This is a genomic window from Epilithonimonas hungarica (genome assembly GCF_900102265.1).
Lineage (GTDB): Bacteria > Bacteroidota > Bacteroidia > Flavobacteriales > Weeksellaceae > Epilithonimonas > Epilithonimonas hungarica.
On sequence record NZ_FNBH01000001.1, the window covers coordinates 402,696 to 427,476 of the forward strand.

Sequence of the window (24,781 nt, forward strand, 5' to 3'; positions counted from 1 at the left end):
AAAAAGCAAACCGTGAATTTTTGGGAATAAAAAACCGCAGAAATTCTACGGTTTGATTCTATTTCTTAATGAATTTGGAGGTCAGATTATTTTTGTCAGTTATTATTCTTATATAATAGATGCCTTTGATGAGTTTTCTGACATCAATTTGATTATTTGAATTGAATTCTGTGGTTAGCTTTCTTCCTGTAGAATCGTAAATCTCGATATTGTTGATTTTGTCTTTTGTATAGATGTTGATGAAATCAGACGTTGGGTTGGGATATACATTAAAGGTGCTTTTAGGGATATCCTGCGTAGCCAGTTCTTCTTTTTCTAAGAATAATATATAATTATTAAAACCTCCTAAATCATCAAGTGTATGGTCTAAAACAGAATTTTTAAAGCTATTAGAAGCTATTGCCACTTTATCTTTTCCATAAACACTTAAGTAAGGGTTGCTTTCAGAATAATCAATGGATTTATAATATTTTAAATTTGCATTTGAATCAAGTTTTAATAATTTGGTGTATAAGTTTGATACTGCTGGTATTTCATTACTTCTATAATTCAAGGAGCCTCTCCATATATCAATAATGTAAATATTTTTATATTCATCAAAATCAATATTGTTTGAATTATAATTTTTAATTGAAGAATCTGGTAAGGAATTTGAATAGCCAGAAGAAAAGAAGGGATATGACCAAAGAATATCTCCTAAAATAGTGATTTTTGATATTAATGAAGTAGAGTTATATAAAGTATCTGGATAAGGATTTATAAAAGGTTCATTTTGTAGATTCATATTATCACTTGTATAACCGTACAAAACAAAATTCTCACCGTCAAATTTAACATCGGTACTTACATATTCAACATTGCCAGCGTTGTTTGAAAGATAATTTTTAGCTAGTATTACATTTCCCTGTGAATTCATTTTTAACATCACGAATTTGTAATTACTTTGCCCGTTTTGTGGAATTGTTACAGAATCAAAATGCATGTCGCTATTTTGATTTTCAACATTAAAGAACATATAGATATTATTCTGTTGGTCAAATCTTGTAAATAATTCTGAGCCTATTATGTAAGGAAACGATTTGAAGAAAATCTTATTTCCATCGGTATCAAGTTTTAATATGAAAAAGCTGTTCCCGGGGACTTGAAATTCTTCATTATTATAGAATATGTTTGTTGAATTGGTTTTGCCCACTATAATTACATTCCCTTCATTATCATAGTATGCGGAAATATCTTTTGCAAATGGTCCTCCAGGCCAACCTACCCAAAAACCTAGATAATTTGACCATTTTAAAGAACCGTCATCATTGAATTTTGATATTTTTGCGCCGGAATAAAATTCTTCAAAATATCCTTTGCTGTCGACTATTTTACAAGATGAAAAATCATCGTGATAACAATTGAATACAGAAACTATCTCTTTATTATTGTTTATGTCGATGCGATGTCCTTCTATCCAATAATCAGTATAATTATCTATAACACCTTCTGCTTTTATTTTCCATTGCAGATTGCCATTGGAAGATAATTTTGAAATGATATTGTTGTTCGCCGTTTTTTCATTTTCCTGTCCAAAATAGTTAAATAATTTTCCTTTTGTAACATAAGAATTATAAATATCGCCATTTTCATAAACCTTAAATAATTCTCGACTTCGAAGATAGCCAAATTCACTATTGGGTTGATAAGTTCTAATTATGGATAGGTCTGCCTCATTATTTTCTTTTTTTAGAATATCTGTACTGTAAAAGCCCTCCGTATTTGAAAAATCAAATCTTGGAACTGTCACATATATATTCTCAGAATCATGTTTAATATCAACATCATAATATCCATTATAATTATCGAATGGGATTCCATTAATAGAATTACGGAGAGTACCATCTTTTTTGATATTAAAAAATGCTCTTCCTGTGAAACTATAGAAAATATTATTGTAATAGTATCCACTTAAATTGGGTTGTCCAAAAACAATGTTTACATCACTGTTGCTTCCTTTATAAAGTTTTGGACCCCAAAAAGGTGAGATGTAGCTATTTGACAAGTGACCATATATCCATTCTGAATTAGTAAAATCCAAATTGAATTTTGCTACCCAAAAATTACTAGTATAACCAGTTTGATTCGCGTTTTTTAAGCCTGTTTTGATATAACCTGAACTACTTTCTGCAATAAGATTTCCGCTGAAAGATAATGATAATATAATGTAGAGAGTATTGTCGTCAGAAATTAAGATGTCAAAAATTCTAGATGATTGATTAGGATTTCCGTATAATTTTAAAAAAGATTTAGGTTCGAAATTTAAATCTGTTTTTAAAATAAACCCAGCGTTTGTGTTAAAATTACTTCCCAGAACCTGAATGGTATTATTCGCAGAACATGATAAAAATAATTCATTATTCTTCAGTTGAATTGATGATATGGTAATATCTGTGTACATTTTCTGATTAATGATTTCTCCATTGTCAACATTTAGATTTAATAGATTTCGGTCATTGAGATAAAATAATATATTTCCCTCTGTTACAATTTTTGCATTGGAATTGTTATATATGGCAGGCTGCTCAATTTTAGCCCCCCATAATAGGGTTCCATCATTGTCGTATTTTAGAATAATAACTTTTCCGGCTTCCGTTGGAACATAAGAATTACCATTTATTTCTATCGTTCCTTCAAATGTTGCAGCAACATATATATTGTTATTATTGTCAATCGTAATATAATAAGGTTGGATTTTTCCACCAATCCCTGCATTAAGCGTCTTAAGCCATATTTTTCCACCAGTATTTTTATCGGTCTTTGCAATGTAAAAATCATTTATACCAATGGTCGGAATTGTCTCATTCAAAAAATTATAAGGACCATTTGCATAGCCTGTAGATATGTGATTCCCATCGCTGTCAAACATTGTTTTTAGAAGCTGACCACCATTATAGGTGTTGACTTGAAATAATTTTGTTGTATTTAAAGAATTTTCCTGTGCAATTGAAAAAATAGATAAAAAAAGGATAGTTAGAAAATATAGTTTTTTCATGAAATAGTTTTTTCCAAAAATAATAAAAAAACCTCAAAGAAATTTCTTGAGGTAATTTTAAATAATTGGCTGGCGACTTTCGCCTACATATTTCTCCTATACTTCCCACCCACTTCAAACAGCGCATTCGTAATCTGCCCAAGCGAACAATATTTCACCGCATCCATCATCACTTCAAAAAGATTTTCCTGGTTAATGGCAGAAATTTGAAGTTTGTGCAGCCATTCTTCGGTTTGGTTTTCGTTGGATTTCTTAAAATTTTCTAAATTTTTGATTTGTGCCTGTTTTTCTTCCTCAGTCGAACGGATCACTTCTCCCGGGCGAACGGTTGGCGAACCATCTTTTCCAAGGAAAGTATTTACCCCGATGATCGGATATTCTCCTGTATGTTTCAACCATTCGTAATGCATCGATTCTTCCTGAATTTTCGAACGTTGATACATTGTTTCCATCGCACCCAAAACACCACCTCTTTCTGTGATCCTGTCGAATTCTGCATAAACAGCTTCTTCTACCAAATCCGTCAATTCTTTAATAATAAATGAACCTTGAAGCGGATTTTCGTTTTTCGCTAAGCCTAATTCTTTATTAATAATTAATTGAATTGCCATCGCTCTTCGCACCGATTCTTCAGTCGGAGTTGTGATGGCTTCGTCATAAGCATTGGTGTGAAGCGAATTACAGTTATCGTAAATTGCATAAAGTGCTTGTAATGAGGTCCTTATGTCGTTGAAATCAATTTCCTGAGCGTGAAGTGAACGTCCCGAAGTTTGAATATGGTATTTCAACATCTGGCTTCTTTCGTCTGCTCCATATTTTAATTTCATGGCTTTTGCCCAGATTCTTCTTGCTACACGTCCGATTACTGAATATTCAGGGTCGATACCGTTGGAGAAGAAGAAAGATAAGTTCGGTGCAAAATCATTGATGTCCATTCCTCTTGACAAATAATATTCAACATAAGTAAAACCATTTGCCAACGTAAATGCCAACTGAGAAACCGGATTGGCACCCGCTTCCGCAATGTGATATCCTGAAATTGAAACCGAATAGAAGTTTCTTACTTTTTCTGTGATAAAATATTCCTGAACGTCACCCATCAATCTTAGGGCAAACTCAGTAGAGAAAATACAAGTATTCTGAGCTTGGTCTTCTTTTAAAATATCGGCCTGAACGGTACCACGAACGGTCGCGATCGTTTTAGCTTTAATTTCAGCATAAGCTTCGGCAGGAATTACTTCATCTCCCGTTAAACCTAATAGTTTTAAACCTAAACCATTGTTTGAAGGAGGTAATTCTCCGTTATATTTTGGTCTTTCTAAGCCTTTATCGTCGAATTTTGCTTTTAGAGCTTTTTCAACATTTGCTTCAAGCTTGTGTTCTGCAATATATTTTTCAACATTTTGATCGATGGCAGCATTCATAAAGAAAGCCAACAACATCGGAGCCGGTCCGTTGATGGTCATTGAAACCGAAGTCATTGCGTTCACCAAATCAAAACCTGAATACAATTTTTTCGCATCATCTAAAGTGGCGATGGAAACTCCCGCATTTCCGATTTTACCATAAATATCCGGTGGTAAAGCTGGATCTTGACCGTACAATGTTACAGAGTCAAACGCTGTTGATAAACGTTTTGCATCCATTTCCGCAGAAACGTAGTGGAATCTTCTGTTGGTTCTTTCTGGTCCGCCTTCTCCGGCGAACATTCTCGTCGGGTCTTCTCCTGTTCTTTTAAAAGGATAAATTCCGGCTGTGTAAGGAAATCCTCCCGGAAGATTTTCCTGACCTTTCCATTTGATCAGATCTCCCCAATCTGTATATTTTGGTAAAGCGATTTTTGGAATTCTTAAATGAGATAAAGATTCTGTTGAGGTCTCCACTTTAATTTCTTTTCCTCTTACGAAATAGGAATAAAATTCTTCATGGAAAGCTTTTTTCGTATCATCCCAAGTTTTTAGGAAGTCGATATTTTCCTGTTGAAGTTCTTTTTCTGCTTTTTGATATTCAGCGTCTAAAGTTTCGTTGGAAAGGAAATTTCTAACGCCTTCAATATGATACATTTTTCTTGCAAGCTCAGCTTGTTTTTCGATGTTTGCATCATAAATTCTGTTATTTTCAACAATTTCAGATAAATAACGAACTCTTTTCGGAGGAATAATCGTCACTTCGTCAGTAATTTCCTGCTCAACAAAACCCTGTAAGTTTAAATCAGAATATTTCTCGTTAACTTTCACTATTAATCTGTTGTACAATTCAGTCGTTCCGTGGTCATTGAACTGAGATGCTTTTGTTGCATAAACCGGCATATCATCCAACGGACTTTCCCACAGCAAATGGTTTCTTTGGAACTGCTTTCTTACAGCCTGAAGCGCATCCAAAGCACCACGTTTGTCAGATTTATTTAAAGCCACCAAATCTGCATAATCCAACATATCGATTTTTTCCAACTGTGTTGAAGCTCCGTATTCAGGAGTCATCACATACATTGAAACATCCGCAAAATCAGACACTTCCGAACCAGATTGTCCGATACCTGAAGTTTCTAAAATGATTACATCAGGATGAGCCAATTTCAACACGTTCAAAGCTGAATGAATGAACGGAGAAACAGAAACGTTGTTCTCTCTCGTAGCCATCGAACGCATATAAACTCTCGGATCATTGATCGCATTCATACGAATCCTGTCACCCAAAAGTGCACCTCCGGTTTTCTTTTTCGAAGGGTCAATGGAGATGATTGCAATTTTTTTACCAGGATTTGAACGTAAGAAACGTCTTACTAATTCGTCCGTCAAAGAAGATTTTCCGGCTCCACCAGTACCTGTGATACCGATGATCGGAATATTTAAGTCTTTTGATTTTTCATCAATAGCTTTTACCAATTCAGGTTTTTCTTCTGAGAAGTTTTCGACTGCGGAAATGATTTTGGCAATGCTGGTCGAATTTTCAAAACTGATTGAATCCAAATCTTTCACTGTGACTTCTTTTCCGGTGGCGAAATCTGACCTTTTCACCAAATCATCGATCATTCCCTGAAGACCAAGCTCACGACCGTCATCCGGAGAATAAATTCTGTCGATGCCGTAGGCCATTATATCTTCGATTTCTTCTGGCAGAATTACACCGCCACCACCACCAAAAATCTTGATCTGCGGAGAGTTTTTTTCTCTTAATAGGTCGTAGATGTATTTGAAATATTCGTTGTGGCCGCCTTGATAGGAGGTCAGCGCAATAGCGTTTGCATCTTCCTGAATGGCCGTATTCACCACTTCTTCAGCTGATTTGTCGTGCCCAAGGTGAATGACTTCGCATCCCGTTCCCTGAATGACACGGCGCATAATATTGATGGCCGCATCATGCCCGTCAAATAGTGAAGCGGCTGTTACGATCCTGATCTTGTTTTTAGGCGTATATTTTGTGCTTTCCATTTCTTAAAATCGATAGTGTCCAAAGATAAAATTTTTTTTGAAATGGAAAATAGACGGAAGATGATAGACTGATAGATAATAGGTTTTTTGCTAAATTTAAATTTAAGACATCACTTAATAGCCCCGATAGTAGCGGCATCCTTTTTTGAGTGAGGCGGCGAGCGCAGCGACGCCGACCGAGCGAAAAAAAGATACAGCGGATAGCGGGATAAGCTCCTAAAAAAATTATTGCTTGATGAATTTGAAGTTTTTGTTCCCTTCCTGTGTTTTGATGATCAACATGTAAACGCCACTTGGAAGTTTTGAAACATCGATTTTTGATTTGGTCTCAGAGAGCATTTGTTTTCCACTTAAATCATAAATGTGAACTTTTTGAATATCATATTTTGAACTTACAATGTTTAGATAATCTGAAGTTGGATTTGGATAGATGTTAAAATATTTTGCAGTTTCTGCAGTTCCGAGGATTTTTACAAGAGAAATCGGATTTCGGAAAAGTGATAAATCAAAAACGACGGAGTTGTCCAAAATAGAATAGGTGTAAGCCTCGACAGTGTAGGTGGCATAATCTGATTCCTCCACATCATTGAAACTGAGGTCTGTTGTTGTGACATTCATTTTCTGATCCAGGTTTTTGAACCAAGTGAAAGTATATTCGCTCCCAGAAAGCGATTGTTCTAGTTTGGCAGGCTGTCCGATGACGCCTAAAACTTCTTTTTCCTCATCATAACGCTGAGGAGAATAATTGAGTTCTGTCTGCTCGTTGTAATCTACAATGTAATTGGATAGCTGGTTTTTGTTAAATCGATTGTTACTAAGATGTGTTATTTCCGGCAATTTATCGTTGAGGTCGCCGGAGAGCTGATTGCTATTGAGATTCAGCATCAATAGCTTTGTCATTGCTAAAAATTCTGAAGGGATATTACCCGACAATAGATTGTTGTTCATGAACAATTGTTGAAGGGCCGGAAGTCCGGCCAATATAGAAGTACCTCCTGAAATTTTATTTCTTCCAAGATTCAGAGTCTGAAGCTTTTTCAACAAACCGACTTGAGCTGGGATCTGTGAGAATTGATTGCTCTCTAAAGAAAGCCATTCTAAATTTATCAACGGTGATAATCCAGATGTGTTCTGCTCTGTTAGGTTATTACTGCTTAGGTCAAGGCTTGTAAGTTGTGTCAATAATGAAACCTGAGTTGGGATTTGTGTTAAAGCATTACCTGAAAGCGAAAGTGAGGTTAACTTTGAAAGCCCGGCGATATTGCCGTAAGCATTTGCCAAAATTGGATTGTTGTCTAAGATCAGGCTTTCAAGATTCGAGAAAGTGGTAATTCTTGACGGGATGTTTTGAAGTCCGAGGTCAGCGATGTTCAGATTTTTGATGTTATTGTAACCCTGTAATAATCCATTGACATCTGGAATTATAAAGCTGTTGCCACCCAAAGCGAGGTCTTGGACATTGAAAAGTCCTGTTAAAGAATTGGTAGGATTACCATTTAATCTGTTGTTGCTAATGTCCAACTTGGTCAAAGAGCTTAATGAAGAAATTCCCATTGGCACCTCTCCGGAGAGCTGATTATTACTCAAGTCTAATTTAGTAAGATGGGTAAGTGATGAGACGAATGTTGGGAAAGCACCTTTCAGGGCATTGCCTGTAAGGTTGAGCTCATCAACCATACCATTTTTTATAGAGACGCCGAACCACGTTTTGGGATCCTTTTCCAAGTCCCATGTTCTGTTCCAGTTTTCGCCATCTGTAGCATTGTATATACTTACAAGTGCATTTCTTTCTGCATTGGAGATGCTCCATTGAGAGAATAAGAAATTGGAAATCAATAAAAAGAATAGAATTTTTTTCAAATCTGTGTAAAATTAAAAGGCAAATATAATCGATAATCGAATTAGTTAATATATTTTCTAAAAATTTAATGATTATTTTCGCTTTTGGAATTGATTTTTTATGAGAAAGTATTTGATCTATTATATTTTATTATTCACTGTCGTTACGGGATTTTATTTTCTTTATGCCTATTTTCAACTATCAGGCAATCAATTTATTTATCCTATTGATGATGCTTATATCCATTTGGCGATTGCTAGAAAATTTGGCGAGTCCGGATTTTGGTCTATCAATTTTAATAGTTTTGATAGCGCATCCTCGTCTATTCTTTATACATTATTATTAAGTTCATTGATCAAGATCTTTGGCGAGAATGTTTATTATCCAATGTTTCTGAATGTAGCGGCGGGCTATCTTACTACCTATTGGATATACAAATATTTGAAGGATTTCTATTCTGAAAATGAATTGAAACTTGGCTTATTTTTGTTTTTGCCGGTTTCCTTATTATATGTCATGGTAATCCTGGGGATGGAACAGACAATCCATATGTTGTTGTCTGTAGTAGCAATTTATTTCATCAAGAAAAATTTCGATTCAGATTTTGAGAAGAGAGATTTAATTAAATTATTGTTTACGATTCTTTTTCTGGCAATGGTTCGTTTTGAGAGCATGTTTTTCATTTTCTGTCTCGGGATCATATTGTTGTTCAATAAAAAATTAAAGGAAGCTGTTCTTGTCTTTTTATTCGGTGCTCTTCCTATTATTGTTTTCGGTGTGATCTCTGTCATGAATGGTGGTTTCTTTTTTCCAAATTCAGTAATTATAAAAGGAAGTTATCCCGAAGGTAATGTTTTGATAAGTATTTGGTCTATTTTCAAGAAAGGAATATTGCTGAACATCTCTTTTTACAAGCTTTTTCTTTTCCCGTTGGTCTGCATCGGTATTTATCTGGTTGACCAATATAGGTCCTCCAAACTTAAAGTTCTTTTCAAAAAAGAATATCTGCTTTTTATTATTGTTGGAACGATTCTTTTACAAAGTGTTTTTGCAGTGATCAGATACAGGTATGAAAATTATCTTATGGCCATGCTTCTTATGGTCATGGTCCCGATGGGTATAGAATATTTTAAAAAAATTAAACTTGGGAGGAAGATTCTTATTAACTATCTGTTCGCTTTTTTTTTCGTGGGATTTTGTTTAGTTGGGGTTTATCGTTTTATTATTTCTGATTCCGCTGTCAAGATCTCTTCTAAAAATGTTGAGGAGCAACAAGTGGAAATGGGAAGATTCCTCAATCGATTTTACAAAGGTCAAAAAATAGTAGCCAATGACATTGGAGCAATCGCTTATTTTGGGAATGTGCAATTGTTGGATATGGTAGGCTTAGGTTCTACAGATGTAGCAAGATTTTATATCGAAAATAAAGGACTGGACGAAACCCGACTTAATAACAAATTCTACACTTTTTTAACAGATTATATTGCAAAAAAACATTATAAAGTGGCAGTTATCTATCCAGATTGGTATCCTGATCATGTTCCCAACAGTTGGATCCCTGTAGCGTCATGGAAAATTGAAAATAGTATTGGAACCGCTCAGAATAGAGTGGTCTGGTACGCCTTCAATATGGAAGATGCGAACACTTTGAAAGAAAATTTGAAAAAATTTGACCTCAATAGAAATGTTACGGAATACTTTTATATATATGAATAGAAAGATCCTGCTTCCGAAAAGCAGGATCTTTTATGTTCTATTTGCCAAGATAAGAATTGTACATCCAGACCTCTTTTTCCTGTTCCGTGATGTAGTCGCTCATTTGAGAATTGGTTCCTTCGTCTCCAGCCGCATCTGTAATATCTAAAAGTTCCCTTTGTAAATCGATTACGACTTTGAAAGAATTCAAAATTATTTCTACACTTTTGTTTCCATCGCTTACCTCTTTGCTCTCCTTGATGGTGGAAACTTTCAAATAATCTGAATAATTATGGTCGGGAGTTGCGCCTAAGGTCAGGATCCTTTCTGCGATCTCATCGATTTTCAAAACAAGACTATTGTAGAGTTCCTCGAATTTGGGGTGAAGTGTGAAGAATTGCTCACCTTTTATATTCCAGTGTGAACCTCTCGTGTTTTGATAGAAAACGGAATAGTTGGCTAAAAGGATATTCAGTTTTTCGGAGATTTTCTTACAGTCGGCTTCTTTCAGTCCGATCAATGTCGCATTTTTCATAGTTCTTGTAATTATATTAATGAATTGAATTTTTAATTAATAAGCATTATTTGTGATTCGGTAATTATCAATAATCTTTCCAAAATTAGTATTCTCAAAATGATATTCATAAAAAGTGACGAAGAATCATATTGGAAAATTCTATCACAAATTAATTTTTCATAACTACTTGTAGATTAAAAAATTATTCATATTTTTGCACCCTAAAATAAAAAGCAATTAAATGCCTACTATTCAACAATTAGTTAGAAAAGGAAGAGTCGCACTTACCAAGAAGAGTAAATCGGCTGCCCTTGATTCTTGTCCACAAAGACGAGGTGTATGTACGAGAGTATATACTACCACTCCTAAGAAACCTAACTCTGCACTTAGAAAAGTTGCAAGGGTAAGACTTTCAAACGGTAAAGAAGTCAACGCTTATATCCCGGGCGAAGGACATAATCTTCAAGAGCACTCGATAGTATTGGTACGCGGAGGAAGGGTGAAAGACCTACCGGGAGTACGTTATCACATCGTAAGAGGAGCACTGGACACTGCGGGTGTTAGTGGGAGAACTCAGAGAAGGTCCAAGTATGGAGCTAAGAGACCAAAACCAGGTCAGGCAGCTGCAGCACCAGCTAAAGGAAAGAAAAAGTAATCATTAAATAAGGTACAGAAACAATGAGAAAGACAAAAGCGAAAAAAAGACCGTTGTTACCAGATCCAAAGTTTAATGATCAATTGGTAACTAGATTCGTAAACAACTTGATGCTAGATGGTAAAAAATCTATCGCATTCAAAATATTCTATGATGCATTGGATATCGTAGAAACTAAAAAAGGAGATACGGAAAAAACTTCATTAGAAATCTGGAAAGACGCATTAACAAACGTTATGCCTCACGTAGAAGTACGTTCTAGAAGAGTAGGTGGAGCTAACTTCCAGATCCCGATGCCAATCAGAGCTGATAGAAAAATTTCTATGGCAATGAAATGGTTGATCAAATATTCTAAAGCTAGAAATGATAAGTCTATGGCTTTGAAATTAGCTAACGAAGTTGTAGCTGCTTCAAGAGAAGAAGGTGCTGCTTACAAGAAAAAGAGTGATACTCACAAAATGGCGGAGGCTAACAAAGCGTTTTCGCACTTTAAATTCTAATCTGAAATGGGAAGAGATCTTAAATATACAAGAAATATTGGTATTGCTGCTCACATTGATGCAGGGAAAACTACCACTACGGAAAGGATTTTATTCTATACAGGTGTAAACCACAAAATTGGAGAGGTTCACGATGGAGCTTCTACAATGGACTGGATGGAGCAGGAAGCTGAAAGAGGTATTACTATTACTTCTGCCGCTACCACTTGTTCTTGGAACTTTCCAACGGATCAAGGAAAAGCTTTACCAGAAACTAAACCTTACCACTTCAATATCATCGATACACCGGGACACGTTGACTTCACGGTAGAGGTTAACAGATCTTTGAGAGTATTGGATGGTTTGGTATTCTTATTCTCTGCAGTAGATGGAGTAGAGCCTCAGTCTGAAACAAACTGGAGACTTGCTGACAATTACAAAGTTGCTAGAATGGGATTCGTAAACAAAATGGACAGACAAGGTGCTGACTTCCTTAACGTGGTAAACCAGGTTAAGACAATGTTAGGGTCTAATGCAGTTCCAATCGTTTTACCAATCGGTTCTGAAGAGGATTTCAAAGGTGTAGTTGACTTAATTAAAAACAGAGCGATCATCTGGGATGAAGCAGGACAAGGGGCAACTTTCGAAGTTGTGCCAATTCCTGAGGACATGAAGGATGAAGTTCTAGAATATAGAGAGAAATTAGTAGAAGCTGTTGCTGACTACGATGAGACTTTGATGGAGAAATTCTTCGAAGATCCGGATTCAATCTCTGAAGACGAAATCAACGAAGCTCTAAGAAAAGCTACTATTGATCTTTCTATTATCCCAATGACCTGTGGTTCTTCATTCAAGAATAAAGGAGTACAGTTTATGCTGGATGCAGTATGTAAATACCTTCCTTCTCCATTGGATAAAGATGATATCAAAGGTACTGATCCAAGAACAGATGCTGAAATTACAAGAAAACCATCTGTAGATGAGCCTTTCTCTGCATTAGCATTTAAGATTGCTACTGACCCATTCGTGGGAAGATTGGCATTCTTCAGAGCATATTCTGGAAGACTGGATGCAGGTTCTTATATCTTGAATACCCGTTCAGGAGATAAAGAAAGAATCTCTAGAATCTATCAGATGCACGCTAACAAACAAAATCCAGTAGAATATATTGAAGCTGGTGATATTGGTGCTGCGGTAGGTTTCAAATCTATCAAAACCGGTGATACAATGTGTGACGAGAAAAACCCGATCGTTCTAGAATCGATGGTTTTCCCTGATCCGGTAATTGGTATCGCTGTTGAGCCTAAAACTAAAGCTGACCAAGATAAAATGGGTAACGCTCTAGCTAAATTGGCTGAAGAAGATCCTACATTTACTGTAAGAACTGACGAAGCTTCTGGACAAACGATCATCTCTGGTATGGGTGAGCTTCACTTGGATATCATTGTTGACCGTATGAAGAGAGAGTTCAAAGTTGAAGTTAACCAAGGACAACCTCAGGTAGAGTACAAAGAAAACTTGACAAAAACTGCAAATCACAGAGAGGTTTACAAAAAACAATCTGGTGGTAAAGGTAAATTTGCTGATATCGTATTTGAACTTGGACCTGCAGACGAAGGTAAGGTTGGTTTAGAATTCATCAATGAGATCAAGGGTGGTAACGTTCCTAAGGAATTTGTTCCTGCAATTGAAAAAGGCTTTAAAGCTGCAATGAAAAACGGTCCTTTGGCTGGTTTCGAAGTTGAAGGTATTAAAGTTGTTCTTAAAGATGGATCTTTCCATGCGGTGGATTCTGATGCTCTTTCCTTTGAAATGGCCGCTAAGTTAGGATTTAAAGAAGCGGGACGTGCTGCTAAGCCAGTAATTATGGAGCCTATTATGAAATTGGAGGTTGTAACTCCGGAAGAGTATATGGGTAACATCATTGGTGACCTTAACAAGAGAAGAGGTACGATCAGTGGTCAGGAAGAGAAAAACGGTGCCGTTGTGATCAAAGGTTCTGTTCCACTTTCTGAGATGTTTGGATATGTTACTACTCTAAGAACACTTTCATCAGGAAGAGCTACTTCTTCTATGGAATTAGAGAAGTATCAAGCTACTCCGCAAAACGTTGCTGAGGATATCATTGCTAAAGCAAAAGGCTAATTTTTTAAATTACAAGAAATGTCACAAAGAATCAGAATAAAATTAAAATCTTACGACTACAACTTGGTAGACAAGTCTGCTGAGAAGATCGTAAAAACGGTAAAGGCTACTGGTGCTGTTGTAAACGGACCAATTCCATTGCCAACGAATAAGAGAATCTTCACGGTGTTGAGATCTCCGCACGTAAACAAGAAAGCAAGAGAACAGTTCCAGTTATCAGCTCACAAGAGATTGATGGATATCTATTCTTCTTCTTCTAAAACTGTTGATGCTCTAATGAAATTAGAACTTCCTTCAGGAGTTGACGTAGAAATTAAAGTGTGATAAATCACATTTTGCTATGATACTAAATCCCTTTTCGAAAGAAGAGGGATTTTTTTATTCATATTTGAATGCTGAGAAAATTAAGACAGCTTAAAAAAAACTTAAAACAATTTATTTAATAAATTTATTGAAAACGTTTTTTTGGATAGATAAATTAAATCAAATTGTTAAAATTTTAAAATTTTTTTTAAATTAATAAAATAATCGTAATAAAATGTTACATTTGTCGCCTTAATTTTAAAAATATGAAGAAAGTTTTATCATTAGCGTTGGTTTCAGCATCCTTAGCTGGAATTGCGCAAACCGGAAAGTTGTGGAAAAAGACAACTTTCTCAAACAGGTCTGCAGTTGAGGAAAACCTGCAGTCTCTTAAAAACCCAAGCTTGTATGCTTTGGATCATACGGCATTGAAAAGTGCTTTGCAGAGAGCTCCGAAAAGTATAGATCATGTAAATTCCAAAATCATTTTAAGTTTTCCAAATTCTGAGGGCGAGTTTGAAGATTTCAGAATCTATGAAAAATCAAATTTCGAACCTGCATTGCAGGAGAAATATGCTGACATCCGCTCTTATGTTGGTGAAAGCGTATTTGGAGACTCGAAAATTTACTTTAGTGTTTCTCAATTTGGCTTATCTACAATGGAGATGCGTAGCGATAGGACTGTTGATATCATAGAGCCATACACAGCAGACCTGTCTTCTTATGTTGTTTTTAAAAGAACAGATGATAAGGGTATTGCGAAAGAATTTGAATGTAAAGTTCCTAATCTTACAAAAAAGAACTCCGACAACATAGATGGAAAAAGTGCTGATGACGGATTACTAAGAACATACAGATTAGCGCTGTCTTGTACAGGAGAATACGGTGCTTGGGCAGGGTCGGTAGCCAATGCCCTAGCTAGAATGAATACAACAATGACACGTGTGAACGGGGTCTTTGAAAATGAGTTTTCCATTCATATGAACTTAATTGCTGAAGAAGAAAATATCATTTTTACAAGTGCAAGCACAGACCCTTACTCTTCTGCAACTGCAGGAGCTTCTGGAGCCTGGAATGACGAGCTTAAGGCTGTTTTAATGGGATCAACTTATGGTATTGGTGATGCGAAATACGATATAGGACATTTGTTCGGACGTACTGGTGGTGGTGGATCCGCAGGATGTATTGGATGTGTATGCGATAGCAGTAATACATATGACTCAACTTACCAGTGGTATAAGCATAAGGGGCAAGGATTTACTTCTCCAGGAAGTGGTACGCCGGTAGGAGACAATTTTGATATTGATTATGTGGCACATGAGATGGGACATCAATTCGGAGGGTGGCATACTTTTACACATGGAGCAGAAGGCAACCCTTCACAAATGGAGCCTGGTTCTGGTTCTACGATCATGGGATATGCTGGGATTACTGCTAAAGATGTTCAGGCACATTCTGATGCTTATTTCCATTCTGCTTCAATCAGGGATATAACGAATTACATGAAAACTACATTAGGGAATTGCTCGGTAAATACTTCTAACGGGAATACTGCTCCTGTTGCAAACGCCGGAGCGGATTATACAATCCCGAAAAGTACTCCTTTTATGTTGACAGGTTCTGCAACTGATGCTAATGGTGATGCTCTTACTTATGATTGGGAACAATTTGATCTTCAAAACTCATCAACAACAAATCCTACCGCAACTAAGACTTCAGGAGTTAACTTCAGGTCTTATTCGCCTACAACATCGCCAACAAGGTATTTTCCTAACATGACAACTATATTGACAGGTAATTTGTTCACTGCTGCTACAGAATTAAATGTTGAATATTTGCCAAGCGTTGCGAGAACACTTAATTTCAGACTTACAGTAAGAGATAATAAGACAGGAGGTGGAGCAAATGCTTATGACGATATGAAAGTTACAGTCAATGCAGCATCGGGACCATTCAAAGTAACTGTCCCTAATACAGCCGTTACTTATGCTGGGGCTAGTACACAGACCATAACTTGGGACGTGGCATCTACAACTGCTTCTCCGGTAAGTTGTGCTAATGTTGATATTCTGATCTCAACAGATGGAGGAACTACTTGGTCAACTTTGGCAACTTCAGTGCCTAATGACGGCTCCGAATCTGTTATTCTTCCAAATCTGGATACAACAACCGCAAGAATTATGGTAAAAGCTAACGGGAATATCTTCTTCGATGTTTCGGATGCGAACTTTACAATTACAAAAACCAATTTGGCAGTGTCTGATGTTAATACAAAATCAGTTCAGATCTATCCAAACCCTGTAAAAGATGTGCTGAATGTTTCTAATGCTTCTCCATCTTCATCTTACGAGATTTTCAATACTGCCGGTCAAATTGTTTCCAAGGGAACTTTGTCAACAGGTAAGGTTATGGTGAACAAGCTAACAAAGGGCGTTTACTTTATCAACATAGATAATAATGGAATCGTAGTTAAAACTAAATTTGTAAAAGACTAGTGATCCTAATGCAATAACTATTAAGAAAAGGCCTTCAATTTGGAGGCCTTTTTTCTTGTTATCATAAAATGTTTATTTGATTTAACTTTGAAAATAAAAAATGAATAATAAAAATCTTTTCGAGAGATTCTCAAATTGGGCAACCAATTTTACAGGGAGTTCATCTGCTTTCATAGGAGCTGTCTTAATCGTTGTGGTCTGGGCGGTCACAGGTCCTGTTTTCCAGTATTCGGAAACGTGGCAATTGGTAATCAATACAGGAACAACAATCATTACTTTTCTTATGGTCTTTCTGATCCAAAAAGCACAGAATAAAGACAGTAAAGCCATCCAATTGAAACTTAACGAATTGATTGCGGCAAACAAACAAGCAAGTAACAGGATGGTGGATATAGAAGATCTCACAGAAAAAGAGTTGGACCAGCTTCATAAATATTTTGTGAAGATCGCTGAACTATCCAAACAAGCTGAGAATATCCATAAATGCTACTCGATAGATGCAGCCGAGAATAAGCATAAGAGCAAATACCAGAATAAAAATCAGGAATTATAAATATGTTATTCAAACGCCGATTCTAAAATGAATATTTTGCTAAAATCTCGTAACTCACAAATTATCAAATAATTTCCGAATATTTATTTGCCAATATAAAAAATATTCATAAATTTGCACACTCATTTTAGGGAAGGAGTATGCCTATTTCAGACATAGAATATTACGAACACCTCTAAAATGCTAAGTTTTAATATAATAGATATATATAAATAATGTCAGGTATTATTGGTAAAAAAATCGGTATGACATCTTTGTTTAACGAAGACGGGAAAAATATTCCTTGTACAGTTATTCAAGCAGGTCCATGCTCGGTTTTACAGGTCAGAACCGAAGAAGTTGACGGATATGTTGCTGTTCAACTAGGTTTCGATGACAAGAGTGAGAAGAACGTTGGTAAAGCGTTAGCTGGTCATTTCAAAAAGGCTGGTTCAACTCCTAAAGCTAAGTTGGTAGAATTCAGAAATGCATTCGAGCACGAAGTGAAAATAGGAGACAAAGTAGAAGTTAACATGTTTGCAGAAGGTGAGTATGTAGATGTAACTGGAACTTCTAAAGGTAAAGGTTTCCAAGGTGTTGTTAAAAGACATGGCTTTGGAGGTGTAATGCAGGCAACTCACGGGCAGCACAACAGACTTAGAGCTCCAGGTTCTATCGGTGCTGGGTCGGATCCTTCGAGAGTATTCAAAGGGATGAGAATGGCTGGAAGAATGGGAGGCGAGCAGGTTACTGTTCAAAACCTTCAAGTGTTAAAAGTGGATGAAGAACAAAATCTTTTAGTAGTAAAAGGTGCTGTTCCGGGAGCTAAAAATTCTTATGTAATTATCAAGAAATGGAACTAGTAGTATTAAATACATCAGGAAAAGAAACCGGAAGAAAAGTAACTCTAGACGAAACAGTTTTCGGAATTGAGCCAAATCAGCATGCGGTTTACTTAGAGGTTAAACAATATCTTGCTGCACAAAGACAAGGTACTCATAAATCAAAAGAGAGAAGCGAAATTACTGCTTCTACAAGAAAGCTTAAAAAGCAAAAAGGTTCGGGGTCTGCGAGATATGGTGATATCAAATCACCAACTTTCAAAGGTGGAGGTAGAGTTTTTGGTCCAAAACCAAGAGACTACAGATTCAAATTGAACAAAGCGCTTAAAAGATTGGCTAAAAAATCTGTTCTTTCTCAAAAATTGAGAGATAACAGCATCAGAGTTTTAGAGAATTTGAGTTTTGATGCTCCTAAGACCAAAGAATTCATCACGTTGTTGGATGCTTTGACCCTTACAGGTAAAAAATCATTATTCGTACTTCCTGAGGCTAACAAGAATGTATATTTGTCTTCAAGAAACTTGCCTAAAACAAGAGTGTTGAATTATAACGAGATCTCTTCTTATGATTTGATCAACGCAGGTGAGATCATCTTCTTAGAAGATGCAGTAGAAAAATTTCAGGAAAACTTAAAGAAATAGATCATGTCACTTATTATTAAACCAATTATTTCGGAAAAAGCAAACTATCTTACAGATCTAAGAGGCGCTTATTCCTTCTTGGTTGCTCCAAAAGCAAACAAGATCCAGATCAAAGGTGCTATAGAGGCAGCTTACGGTGTAAAAGTAGCGGACGTTAGAACGATGATCTATGCGCCTAAAGTTTCTGCCAAGCATACAAAAAAAGGACTTCAAGTTGGAAAGACCAATAAATTGAAAAAAGCTGTAGTAACATTGGCAGCTGGAGAAGTTATTGATATTTTCGCAACAAATTAATTAATTATAAATAATAGTAATGTCTGTTAGAAAATTAAAACCTATCACCCCGGGACAGAGATTCAGAGTTGTAAATAACTTTGAGGAAATTACTACCAACAAACCAGAGAAATCTCTAACGGTTGGTATTAAAAAGTCAGGTGGACGTAACCAAACTGGTAAAATGACCATGCGTTACACCGGCGGTGGACACAAAAAGAAATACAGAATTATCGACTTCAAGAGAAACAAGCAAGATGTTGAAGCAACTGTAAAAACTGTAGAATACGATCCAAACAGAACTGCATTTATCGCTCTATTAGAGTATGCAGACGGAGAAAAGAGATATATCATCGCTCCAAATGGTATCAAAGTTGATCAGAAAGTCATTTCTGGAGAAAGCGTAGAACCTAACGTAGGTAACGCAATGAAACTTAAAAACATTCCTTTGGGAACCGTTATCTCTTGTATCGAAATGAAACCAGGACAAGGTGCTATCCTTGCAAGAAGTGCTGGTTCTTCTGCTCAATTGACTTCTAGAGACGGAAAATATGCAATCGTTAAATTGCCTTCAGGAGAATCTAGAATGATCCTTACTGAGTGTTATGCAATGGTTGGATCTGTTTCTAACTCAGACCATCAGTTAACTGTATCAGGTAAGGCTGGTAGAAGCAGATGGTTAGGTAGAAGACCAAGAACAAGACCAGTAGTTATGAACCCAGTTGATCACCCAATGGGAGGTGGTGAAGGACGTTCTTCTGGAGGTCACCCAAGATCTAGAAACGGTAAACCAGCTAAAGGTTACAAAACTAGAAAGAAAAACAAAGCGTCTAACCGTCATATCATATCTAAACGTAAATAATTATGGCAAGATCACTTAAAAAAGGACCATTTATTCATCATACTTTAGATAAAAAGGTTCAGGCAAATGTAGAGTCTGGTAAAAAGACTGTAATCAAAACATGGTCTAGAGCATCTATGATTTCTCCAGACTTTGTAGGACAAACTATCGCTGTACACAACGGGAAATCTTTTATCCCTGTTTATGTTACAGAAAACATGGTTGGTCACAAGCTAGGCGAATTTTCTCCGACAAGATCTTTCAGAGGTCACGGTGGTAACAAAAATAAAGGAGGTAGATAATCATGGGATCAAGAAAAAGAGAAAGTGCATTAGCACGTAAAATAGCAAACCAAGATGTGGCAAAAGCGTTACACAACGATTGCCCTTCTTCTCCTAGAAAAATGAGATTAGTTGCTGATATCATTAGAGGAGTAGAGGTAGAAAAAGCTTTGTCTATTCTAAAGTATTCAAAGAAAGGTGCTTCTGAGAAATTAGAAAAAGTATTACTTTCTGCGATTGCTAACTGGCAAACTAAAAACGAAGGAGCTGACATAGAGGAAGCTAACCTTATCGTTAAAGAAATATTTGTAGATAGTGCAAGACAATTGAAGAGACTAAGACCTGCTCCACAAGGTAGAGGTTATAGAATCAGAAAAAGATCAAACCACATTACATTAATCTTAGGTACTAAAAATTAATTCAAGGTATGGGACAGAAGACAAATCCAATTGGTAACAGATTAGGTATCATCAGAGGATGGGATTCTAACTGGTTTGGTGGTAAAAACTACGGTGATAGAATCGCTGAGGATTACAAAATCAGAAGATACCTTGAAGCAAGATTATCTAAAGGTGGTATTTCAAAAATCTTTATTGAAAGAACACTTAAATTAGTAACTGTAACTATCACGACTGCTAGACCGGGACTTATCATCGGAAAAGGAGGGCAGGAGGTTGACAAACTAAAAGAAGAATTGAAAAAATTGACTGGGAAAGATATCCAGATCAATATTTTCGAGATCAAGAGACCTGAGTTAGATGCAGTATTGGTTGCGGACAGCATTGCCAAGCAAATCGAAAACCGTATCTCTTACAGAAGAGCTGTGAAGATGGCTATCGCTTCTACAATGAGAATGGGAGCTGAAGGAATCAAAGTTCAAATCTCTGGAAGATTGAACGGAGCTGAAATGGCACGTTCTGAAAACTTCAAAGAAGGAAGAATTCCTTTGTCTACTTTCCGTGCAGATATCGATTATCACATCGGTGAAGCATTGACCCAATACGGTAAGTTAGGTGTTAAAGTTTGGATCATGAAAGGAGAAGTGTATGGTAAAAGAGACCTTACTCCACTTGTGGGACAACAGAAAAAAGCACCAGCTGGAGGTAGAAACGAGAGAAACGACAGAGGAGAAAGAGGCGACAGAAAACCAAGAAGAAATAATTAATAAAATTTTAGAGGATAGTTTTTAAATGACCGTTACTTTTTTAAAATCTAAATTCTAAAATCTAAAATTTAAGAAATTATGTTACAACCAAAAAGAACCAAATTCCGTAGAGTTCATAAGATGAAAATGAAGGGGATTGCTCAAAGAGGTAATCAACTTGCTTACGGAACTTTCGGAATCAAAGCTACAGAGGGAGCTTGGGTTACTGCAAGACAAATTGAAGCTGCTCGTATCGCTGCTACAAGATATATGAAAAGAGAAGGTCAACTATGGATCAAGATCTTCCCAGATAAGCCAATTACTAAAAAACCAGCGGAAGTACGTATGGGTAAAGGTAAAGGTGCTGTGGAATATTGGGTAGCTGTAGTGAAACCTGGTAAAATTATGTTCGAAGTTGGTGGTGTACCTTATGATGTAGCAAAAGAAGCCCTTAGGCTTGCTGCTCAAAAGTTACCGATCGTTACCAAGTTCGTAGTTGCTAACGATTTTGTTAAACCTCTATAATCTCTATTAAAATGAAAAAAGCTGACATCAAAAATTTAAGCGTAGAGGATATCAAAGTTCAATTGGCTGACGCTAAAGCTAACTATTCAAAATTGAAACTAGCGCACAGAATTAGCCCAGTTGAAAATCCGATTCAGATCAGAGATTTGAGAAAAACAATCGCAAGACTTAATACAGAGTTAACTAACAAACAATAATTCCTTTTTACAATGGACAGAAATTTAAGAAAAGAACGTATTGGAGTAGTTTCCAGCAATAAAATGGAAAAGACTATTGTTGTTAGTGAAACTACGAGAGTAAAACATCCAATGTACGGTAAATTCGTTTTGAAAACGAAAAAATATACTGCACACGATGAGAACAACGAGTGCACAGAAGGAGATACAGTTTTAATTACTGAAACTAGACCTTTGAGCAAGAGCAAAAGATGGAGATTAGTAAGAATCATTGAAAAAGCTAAGTAATAATGTTACAAACAGAATCAAGATTAAAAGTTGCTGATAACACAGGTGCAAAAGAAGTACTAGTTATCAGAGTTCTAGGAGGAACTAGAAGAAGATATGCTTCAGTTGGTGATAAAATCGTTGTTACTATCAAAGATTCTACACCATCAGGTAATGCAAAAAAAGGTCAAGTATCTAAAGCAGTAGTAGTAAGAACTAAAAAAGCAGTCAGAAGAAAGGATGGATCTTACATCAAATTCGAAGACAATGCTTGTGTATTGCTAAACGCTGCCGGAGAAATGAGAGGAACTCGTGTTTTCGGACCAGTTGCCCGTGAGTTGAGAGACAAAGAATATATGAAGGTTATTTCATTAGCTCCTGAAGTACTTTAATTTTAAAATTTTAAGAAAATGACAAAAGTTAAAATAAAAAGAGGAGACAACGTCATCGTTACTACTGGAAAAAATAAAGGAAGTAAAGGTGAAGTTCTTGAAGTGATCAAGAAAGAAGGTAAAGATCCTAGAGTTATTGTAGCAGGTATTAATATCGTTAAAAAACATACTAAGCCGTCTGCACAAAACCCTCAGGGTGGGATCGTAGAAAAGGAAGCTTCACTACATATTTCAAATGTATCATTGACCGATAAGAGCGGAAAAGCGACCAAAGTTGGATACAAAGTAGAAGGTGATAAAAAAGTAAGAGTTGCCAAAACAACCGGTGAAACTTTATAATTTAAATTACAATGGAATATATAGTAAGACCAAAACAACAATATAAAGACAAGATTGTTCCTGCAATGATGGAAGAATTTGGGTACAAATCTGTAATGCAGGTTCCTAAATTATTAAAGATCGTTGTAAGCCAAGGACTTGGTGCAGCTGTTCAAGATAAGAAAATCGTGGATTATGCTGTAGAAGAATTGACCGCTATCACTGGACAAAAAGCTGTAGGTACTTTATCTAAAAAAGATGAGGCAGCTTTCAAACTTAGAAAAGGAATGCCAATCGGAGCTAGAGTGACTCTTAGAGCTGATAAAATGTATGAGTTCCTAGACAGATTGACTTCTTCTGCACTTCCGAGAATTAGAGATTTTTCTGGAATCAAAGCTGAAGGTTTCGATGGAAGAGGTAATTACAACTTAGGTATTACCGAGCAGATCATCTTCCCAGAGATCGTTATCGACAAAGTGAAGAAGATCCAAGGGATGGACATTACTTTCGTAACTTCTGCTAACACAGATAAAGAAGCAAAAGCGTTATTAACTCACTTCGGTTTACCTTTCAAAAAGAACTAAGAAATGGCTAAAGAATCAATGAAAGCGCGTGAGCGCAAAAGAGAAGCTACTGTAGCTAAATATGCTGAAAAAAGAAAAGCTTTGAAAGAAGCTGGAGATTACGAAGCATTACAGAAATTGCCTAAAAATGCTTCTCCTGTAAGATTACACAACAGATGTAAATTGACAGGAAGACCAAGAGGATATATGAGAACATTCGGTATTTCCAGAGTAACGTTCCGTGAAATGGCTAACAATGGTCTTATCCCAGGAGTTAAAAAAGCTAGTTGGTAAGCAAAAAAAAATCGAGGCAATTAAGTTGTTGAGATACTAAAGATAGAGGTGTCAATTTTTTGATATCTCTATCTTCAAGTCTTTTCAATACTGGTTGTCATTAACCAATAATTTAAAACAAAGAAATGGTAACAGATCCAATTTCAGATTTCCTAACAAGAGTAAGGAACGCACAAAGCGCAGGCCACAAAGTGGTGGAAATTCCTGCATCGAAAATCAAAAAAGAGATCACTAAGATTCTTTTTGACCAAGGTTATATCTTGAACTACAAGTTCGAGGATAATGCAGTTCAAGGAGCTATCAAGATCGCTTTGAAGTATGATAAGCAAACGAACAAGCCAGCTATCAAGTCTATCCAAAGAGCTTCTAGACCAGGTCTTCGCCAGTACAAAGGTTCAGGTGAACTTCCAAGAGTACTTAACGGACTAGGTGTAGCTATCATCTCTACTTCTAAAGGAGTAATGACAGATAAAAAAGCTAGACAAGAGAAAGTAGGAGGTGAAGTAATTTGCTACGTATATTAATTTTTTAAAACAAGGAAAATGTCAAGAATTGGTAAAGCAATTATAGAAGTTCCTGCTGGTGTTACAGTCACTGAGAAAGACGGTGTTGTAACAGTTAAAGGTCCAAAGGGTGAATTAACTCGGGAGCTTACAGGAGGAATCAGCTTCTCACAAGAAGACGGTGTACTTACGTTCACACGTCCTTCTGATTCAAAAGAACACAAAGCGCTTCACGGTTTGTATAGAGCGCTTGTCAACAATATGATTGTTGGTACTTCTACAGGATTCACTAAGCAATTAGAGCTTGTTGGAGTTGGATACAGAGCATCTCACAATGGCCAAAGATTAGAATTGGCTCTTGGATTTTCTCACGGTATCGTATTGGAACTTCCGAAAGAAGTTACATTGGATACATTGACTGAAAAAGGGAAAAACCCGATCATTACATTATCTTCTTACGATAATCAACTTCTTGGAATGGTGGCTGCGAAGATCAGATCTTTCAGAAAACCTGAGCCTTACAAAGGAAAAGGTGTTAAATTCGTGGGTGAAATCATCAGAAGAAAAGCCGGTAAATCTGCATAAAATTTAAGAA

The 24,781-nt window shown here is 36.3% G+C and carries 27 protein-coding genes; 23 read left to right on the top strand and 4 right to left on the bottom strand.

Annotation, left to right across the window (positions count from 1 at the left end; all coding sequences use genetic code 11):
• Positions 1-58: 58 nt before the first annotated feature.
• The 3 genes from BLT30_RS01860 to BLT30_RS01870 form a co-directional block, all read right to left on the bottom strand.
• Entirely contained in the window at positions 59-3,034 is a 2,976-nt protein-coding gene (locus BLT30_RS01860; RefSeq protein ID WP_089870942.1) for a T9SS type A sorting domain-containing protein, read from the bottom strand.
• An 83-nt stretch (positions 3,035-3,117) separates the two neighbouring features.
• Positions 3,118-6,465 carry a methylmalonyl-CoA mutase family protein gene (locus BLT30_RS01865; RefSeq protein WP_089870944.1) on the bottom strand — a complete coding sequence of 1,116 codons (3,348 nt, stop codon included), beginning with the start codon at positions 6,463-6,465 and terminating at the stop codon, positions 3,118-3,120.
• A 225-nt stretch (positions 6,466-6,690) separates the two neighbouring features.
• Positions 6,691-8,325 (bottom strand): T9SS type A sorting domain-containing protein, encoded by a 1,635-nt coding sequence (locus BLT30_RS01870; protein WP_089870946.1) that lies wholly within the window; start codon positions 8,323-8,325, stop codon positions 6,691-6,693.
• A 100-nt stretch (positions 8,326-8,425) separates the two neighbouring features.
• Here BLT30_RS01870 and BLT30_RS01875 point away from each other — a divergent pair, with 100 nt between their 5' ends.
• A complete protein-coding gene (locus tag BLT30_RS01875; protein WP_089870948.1) occupies positions 8,426-10,021 on the top strand; it encodes a hypothetical protein in 1,596 nt (531 codons plus the stop codon).
• A 37-nt stretch (positions 10,022-10,058) separates the two neighbouring features.
• Here BLT30_RS01875 and BLT30_RS01880 read toward each other — a convergent pair whose 3' ends face one another.
• Positions 10,059-10,535, bottom strand: coding sequence for a Dps family protein (locus BLT30_RS01880; RefSeq protein WP_089870950.1), 477 nt, complete (start codon positions 10,533-10,535; stop codon positions 10,059-10,061).
• 223 nt (positions 10,536-10,758) lie between these two features.
• On the opposite strand from BLT30_RS01880, the gene rpsL reads away from it, so the two are divergent.
• From rpsL to rplF, 22 genes are all read left to right on the top strand, one after another.
• Positions 10,759-11,172, top strand: a complete 414-nt coding sequence (rpsL, locus tag BLT30_RS01885; protein WP_027383325.1) for a 30S ribosomal protein S12 — start codon at positions 10,759-10,761, stop codon at positions 11,170-11,172.
• A 23-nt stretch (positions 11,173-11,195) separates the two neighbouring features.
• Positions 11,196-11,672: a 30S ribosomal protein S7 gene (gene rpsG, locus BLT30_RS01890; RefSeq protein WP_027383324.1), complete on the top strand. Its 477-nt coding sequence runs from the start codon at positions 11,196-11,198 to the stop codon at positions 11,670-11,672.
• A gap of 6 nt (positions 11,673-11,678) precedes the next feature.
• Positions 11,679-13,796: an elongation factor G gene (gene fusA, locus BLT30_RS01895; protein ID WP_089870952.1), complete on the top strand. Its 2,118-nt coding sequence runs from the start codon at positions 11,679-11,681 to the stop codon at positions 13,794-13,796.
• A gap of 18 nt (positions 13,797-13,814) precedes the next feature.
• Positions 13,815-14,120: a 30S ribosomal protein S10 gene (rpsJ, locus tag BLT30_RS01900; RefSeq protein ID WP_002661363.1), complete on the top strand. Its 306-nt coding sequence runs from the start codon at positions 13,815-13,817 to the stop codon at positions 14,118-14,120.
• Positions 14,121-14,365: 245 nt separating this feature from the next.
• On the top strand, positions 14,366-16,594 hold the full coding sequence (locus tag BLT30_RS01905; protein WP_089870954.1) for a zinc-dependent metalloprotease: 2,229 nt from the start codon (positions 14,366-14,368) through the stop codon (positions 16,592-16,594).
• 100 nt (positions 16,595-16,694) lie between these two features.
• Positions 16,695-17,147 (top strand): low affinity iron permease family protein, encoded by a 453-nt coding sequence (locus BLT30_RS01910; RefSeq protein WP_089870956.1) that lies wholly within the window; start codon positions 16,695-16,697, stop codon positions 17,145-17,147.
• Between the two features lie 215 nt (positions 17,148-17,362).
• Complete coding sequence (gene rplC / locus BLT30_RS01915) at positions 17,363-17,989, top strand: 50S ribosomal protein L3 (RefSeq protein WP_089870958.1); 627 nt, start codon at positions 17,363-17,365, stop codon at positions 17,987-17,989.
• On the top strand, positions 17,980-18,609 hold the full coding sequence (gene rplD, locus BLT30_RS01920) for a 50S ribosomal protein L4 (protein ID WP_089870960.1): 630 nt from the start codon (positions 17,980-17,982) through the stop codon (positions 18,607-18,609). Before rplC ends, rplD begins: the two co-directional genes overlap by 10 nt.
• A 3-nt stretch (positions 18,610-18,612) precedes the next feature.
• Positions 18,613-18,903, top strand: coding sequence for a 50S ribosomal protein L23 (rplW, locus tag BLT30_RS01925; RefSeq protein WP_027383319.1), 291 nt, complete (start codon positions 18,613-18,615; stop codon positions 18,901-18,903).
• A gap of 19 nt (positions 18,904-18,922) precedes the next feature.
• Positions 18,923-19,744, top strand: a complete 822-nt coding sequence (rplB, locus tag BLT30_RS01930) for a 50S ribosomal protein L2 (protein WP_089870962.1) — start codon at positions 18,923-18,925, stop codon at positions 19,742-19,744.
• A gap of 2 nt (positions 19,745-19,746) precedes the next feature.
• Positions 19,747-20,025, top strand: coding sequence for a 30S ribosomal protein S19 (gene rpsS, locus BLT30_RS01935; protein ID WP_027383317.1), 279 nt, complete (start codon positions 19,747-19,749; stop codon positions 20,023-20,025).
• A 2-nt stretch (positions 20,026-20,027) separates the two neighbouring features.
• Positions 20,028-20,423 carry a 50S ribosomal protein L22 gene (rplV, locus tag BLT30_RS01940; RefSeq protein ID WP_027383316.1) on the top strand — a complete coding sequence of 132 codons (396 nt, stop codon included), beginning with the start codon at positions 20,028-20,030 and terminating at the stop codon, positions 20,421-20,423.
• A gap of 8 nt (positions 20,424-20,431) precedes the next feature.
• The gene (gene rpsC, locus BLT30_RS01945) at positions 20,432-21,169 is read left to right on the top strand and encodes a 30S ribosomal protein S3 (RefSeq protein WP_027383315.1); all 738 of its coding nucleotides are present in this window, start codon (positions 20,432-20,434) and stop codon (positions 21,167-21,169) included.
• A 78-nt stretch (positions 21,170-21,247) separates the two neighbouring features.
• Positions 21,248-21,673 (top strand): 50S ribosomal protein L16, encoded by a 426-nt coding sequence (gene rplP / locus BLT30_RS01950; protein ID WP_027383314.1) that lies wholly within the window; start codon positions 21,248-21,250, stop codon positions 21,671-21,673.
• A gap of 11 nt (positions 21,674-21,684) precedes the next feature.
• Positions 21,685-21,870: a 50S ribosomal protein L29 gene (rpmC, locus tag BLT30_RS01955; protein WP_027383313.1), complete on the top strand. Its 186-nt coding sequence runs from the start codon at positions 21,685-21,687 to the stop codon at positions 21,868-21,870.
• 12 nt (positions 21,871-21,882) lie between these two features.
• Entirely contained in the window at positions 21,883-22,137 is a 255-nt protein-coding gene (rpsQ, locus tag BLT30_RS01960) for a 30S ribosomal protein S17 (protein WP_027383312.1), read from the top strand.
• A 2-nt stretch (positions 22,138-22,139) separates the two neighbouring features.
• Positions 22,140-22,508 carry a 50S ribosomal protein L14 gene (rplN, locus tag BLT30_RS01965; protein WP_027383311.1) on the top strand — a complete coding sequence of 123 codons (369 nt, stop codon included), beginning with the start codon at positions 22,140-22,142 and terminating at the stop codon, positions 22,506-22,508.
• An 18-nt stretch (positions 22,509-22,526) separates the two neighbouring features.
• Complete coding sequence (gene rplX / locus BLT30_RS01970; RefSeq protein WP_089870963.1) at positions 22,527-22,847, top strand: 50S ribosomal protein L24; 321 nt, start codon at positions 22,527-22,529, stop codon at positions 22,845-22,847.
• Positions 22,848-22,858: 11 nt separating this feature from the next.
• A complete protein-coding gene (rplE, locus tag BLT30_RS01975) occupies positions 22,859-23,410 on the top strand; it encodes a 50S ribosomal protein L5 (protein ID WP_089870965.1) in 552 nt (183 codons plus the stop codon).
• 3 nt (positions 23,411-23,413) lie between these two features.
• A complete protein-coding gene (rpsN, locus tag BLT30_RS01980; protein WP_027383308.1) occupies positions 23,414-23,683 on the top strand; it encodes a 30S ribosomal protein S14 in 270 nt (89 codons plus the stop codon).
• Positions 23,684-23,808: 125 nt separating this feature from the next.
• On the top strand, positions 23,809-24,207 hold the full coding sequence (gene rpsH / locus BLT30_RS01985) for a 30S ribosomal protein S8 (protein WP_089870966.1): 399 nt from the start codon (positions 23,809-23,811) through the stop codon (positions 24,205-24,207).
• Positions 24,208-24,225: 18 nt separating this feature from the next.
• Positions 24,226-24,771, top strand: coding sequence for a 50S ribosomal protein L6 (gene rplF, locus BLT30_RS01990; RefSeq protein ID WP_089870968.1), 546 nt, complete (start codon positions 24,226-24,228; stop codon positions 24,769-24,771).
• Positions 24,772-24,781: the final 10 nt, after the last annotated feature.

What these genes read in the sequence shown, in the direction of transcription:
- BLT30_RS01860 (WP_089870942.1), bottom strand. Translation starts at nt 3,034, where the DNA reads ATGAAAAAACTATATTTTCTAACTATCCTTTTTTTATCTATTTTTTCA.
- BLT30_RS01865 (WP_089870944.1), bottom strand. Translation starts at nt 6,465, where the DNA reads ATGGAAAGCACAAAATATACGCCTAAAAACAAGATCAGGATCGTAACA.
- BLT30_RS01875 (WP_089870948.1), top strand. Translation starts at nt 8,426, where the DNA reads ATGAGAAAGTATTTGATCTATTATATTTTATTATTCACTGTCGTTACG.
- BLT30_RS01880 (WP_089870950.1), bottom strand. Translation starts at nt 10,535, where the DNA reads ATGAAAAATGCGACATTGATCGGACTGAAAGAAGCCGACTGTAAGAAA.
- rpsL (WP_027383325.1), top strand. Translation starts at nt 10,759, where the DNA reads ATGCCTACTATTCAACAATTAGTTAGAAAAGGAAGAGTCGCACTTACC.
- rpsG (WP_027383324.1), top strand. Translation starts at nt 11,196, where the DNA reads ATGAGAAAGACAAAAGCGAAAAAAAGACCGTTGTTACCAGATCCAAAG.
- fusA (WP_089870952.1), top strand. Translation starts at nt 11,679, where the DNA reads ATGGGAAGAGATCTTAAATATACAAGAAATATTGGTATTGCTGCTCAC.
- rpsJ (WP_002661363.1), top strand. Translation starts at nt 13,815, where the DNA reads ATGTCACAAAGAATCAGAATAAAATTAAAATCTTACGACTACAACTTG.
- BLT30_RS01905 (WP_089870954.1), top strand. Translation starts at nt 14,366, where the DNA reads ATGAAGAAAGTTTTATCATTAGCGTTGGTTTCAGCATCCTTAGCTGGA.
- BLT30_RS01910 (WP_089870956.1), top strand. Translation starts at nt 16,695, where the DNA reads ATGAATAATAAAAATCTTTTCGAGAGATTCTCAAATTGGGCAACCAAT.
- rplC (WP_089870958.1), top strand. Translation starts at nt 17,363, where the DNA reads ATGTCAGGTATTATTGGTAAAAAAATCGGTATGACATCTTTGTTTAAC.
- rplD (WP_089870960.1), top strand. Translation starts at nt 17,980, where the DNA reads ATGGAACTAGTAGTATTAAATACATCAGGAAAAGAAACCGGAAGAAAA.
- rplW (WP_027383319.1), top strand. Translation starts at nt 18,613, where the DNA reads ATGTCACTTATTATTAAACCAATTATTTCGGAAAAAGCAAACTATCTT.
- rplB (WP_089870962.1), top strand. Translation starts at nt 18,923, where the DNA reads ATGTCTGTTAGAAAATTAAAACCTATCACCCCGGGACAGAGATTCAGA.
- rpsS (WP_027383317.1), top strand. Translation starts at nt 19,747, where the DNA reads ATGGCAAGATCACTTAAAAAAGGACCATTTATTCATCATACTTTAGAT.
- rplV (WP_027383316.1), top strand. Translation starts at nt 20,028, where the DNA reads ATGGGATCAAGAAAAAGAGAAAGTGCATTAGCACGTAAAATAGCAAAC.
- rpsC (WP_027383315.1), top strand. Translation starts at nt 20,432, where the DNA reads ATGGGACAGAAGACAAATCCAATTGGTAACAGATTAGGTATCATCAGA.
- rplP (WP_027383314.1), top strand. Translation starts at nt 21,248, where the DNA reads ATGTTACAACCAAAAAGAACCAAATTCCGTAGAGTTCATAAGATGAAA.
- rpmC (WP_027383313.1), top strand. Translation starts at nt 21,685, where the DNA reads ATGAAAAAAGCTGACATCAAAAATTTAAGCGTAGAGGATATCAAAGTT.
- rpsQ (WP_027383312.1), top strand. Translation starts at nt 21,883, where the DNA reads ATGGACAGAAATTTAAGAAAAGAACGTATTGGAGTAGTTTCCAGCAAT.
- rplN (WP_027383311.1), top strand. Translation starts at nt 22,140, where the DNA reads ATGTTACAAACAGAATCAAGATTAAAAGTTGCTGATAACACAGGTGCA.
- rplX (WP_089870963.1), top strand. Translation starts at nt 22,527, where the DNA reads ATGACAAAAGTTAAAATAAAAAGAGGAGACAACGTCATCGTTACTACT.
- rplE (WP_089870965.1), top strand. Translation starts at nt 22,859, where the DNA reads ATGGAATATATAGTAAGACCAAAACAACAATATAAAGACAAGATTGTT.
- rpsN (WP_027383308.1), top strand. Translation starts at nt 23,414, where the DNA reads ATGGCTAAAGAATCAATGAAAGCGCGTGAGCGCAAAAGAGAAGCTACT.
- rpsH (WP_089870966.1), top strand. Translation starts at nt 23,809, where the DNA reads ATGGTAACAGATCCAATTTCAGATTTCCTAACAAGAGTAAGGAACGCA.
- rplF (WP_089870968.1), top strand. Translation starts at nt 24,226, where the DNA reads ATGTCAAGAATTGGTAAAGCAATTATAGAAGTTCCTGCTGGTGTTACA.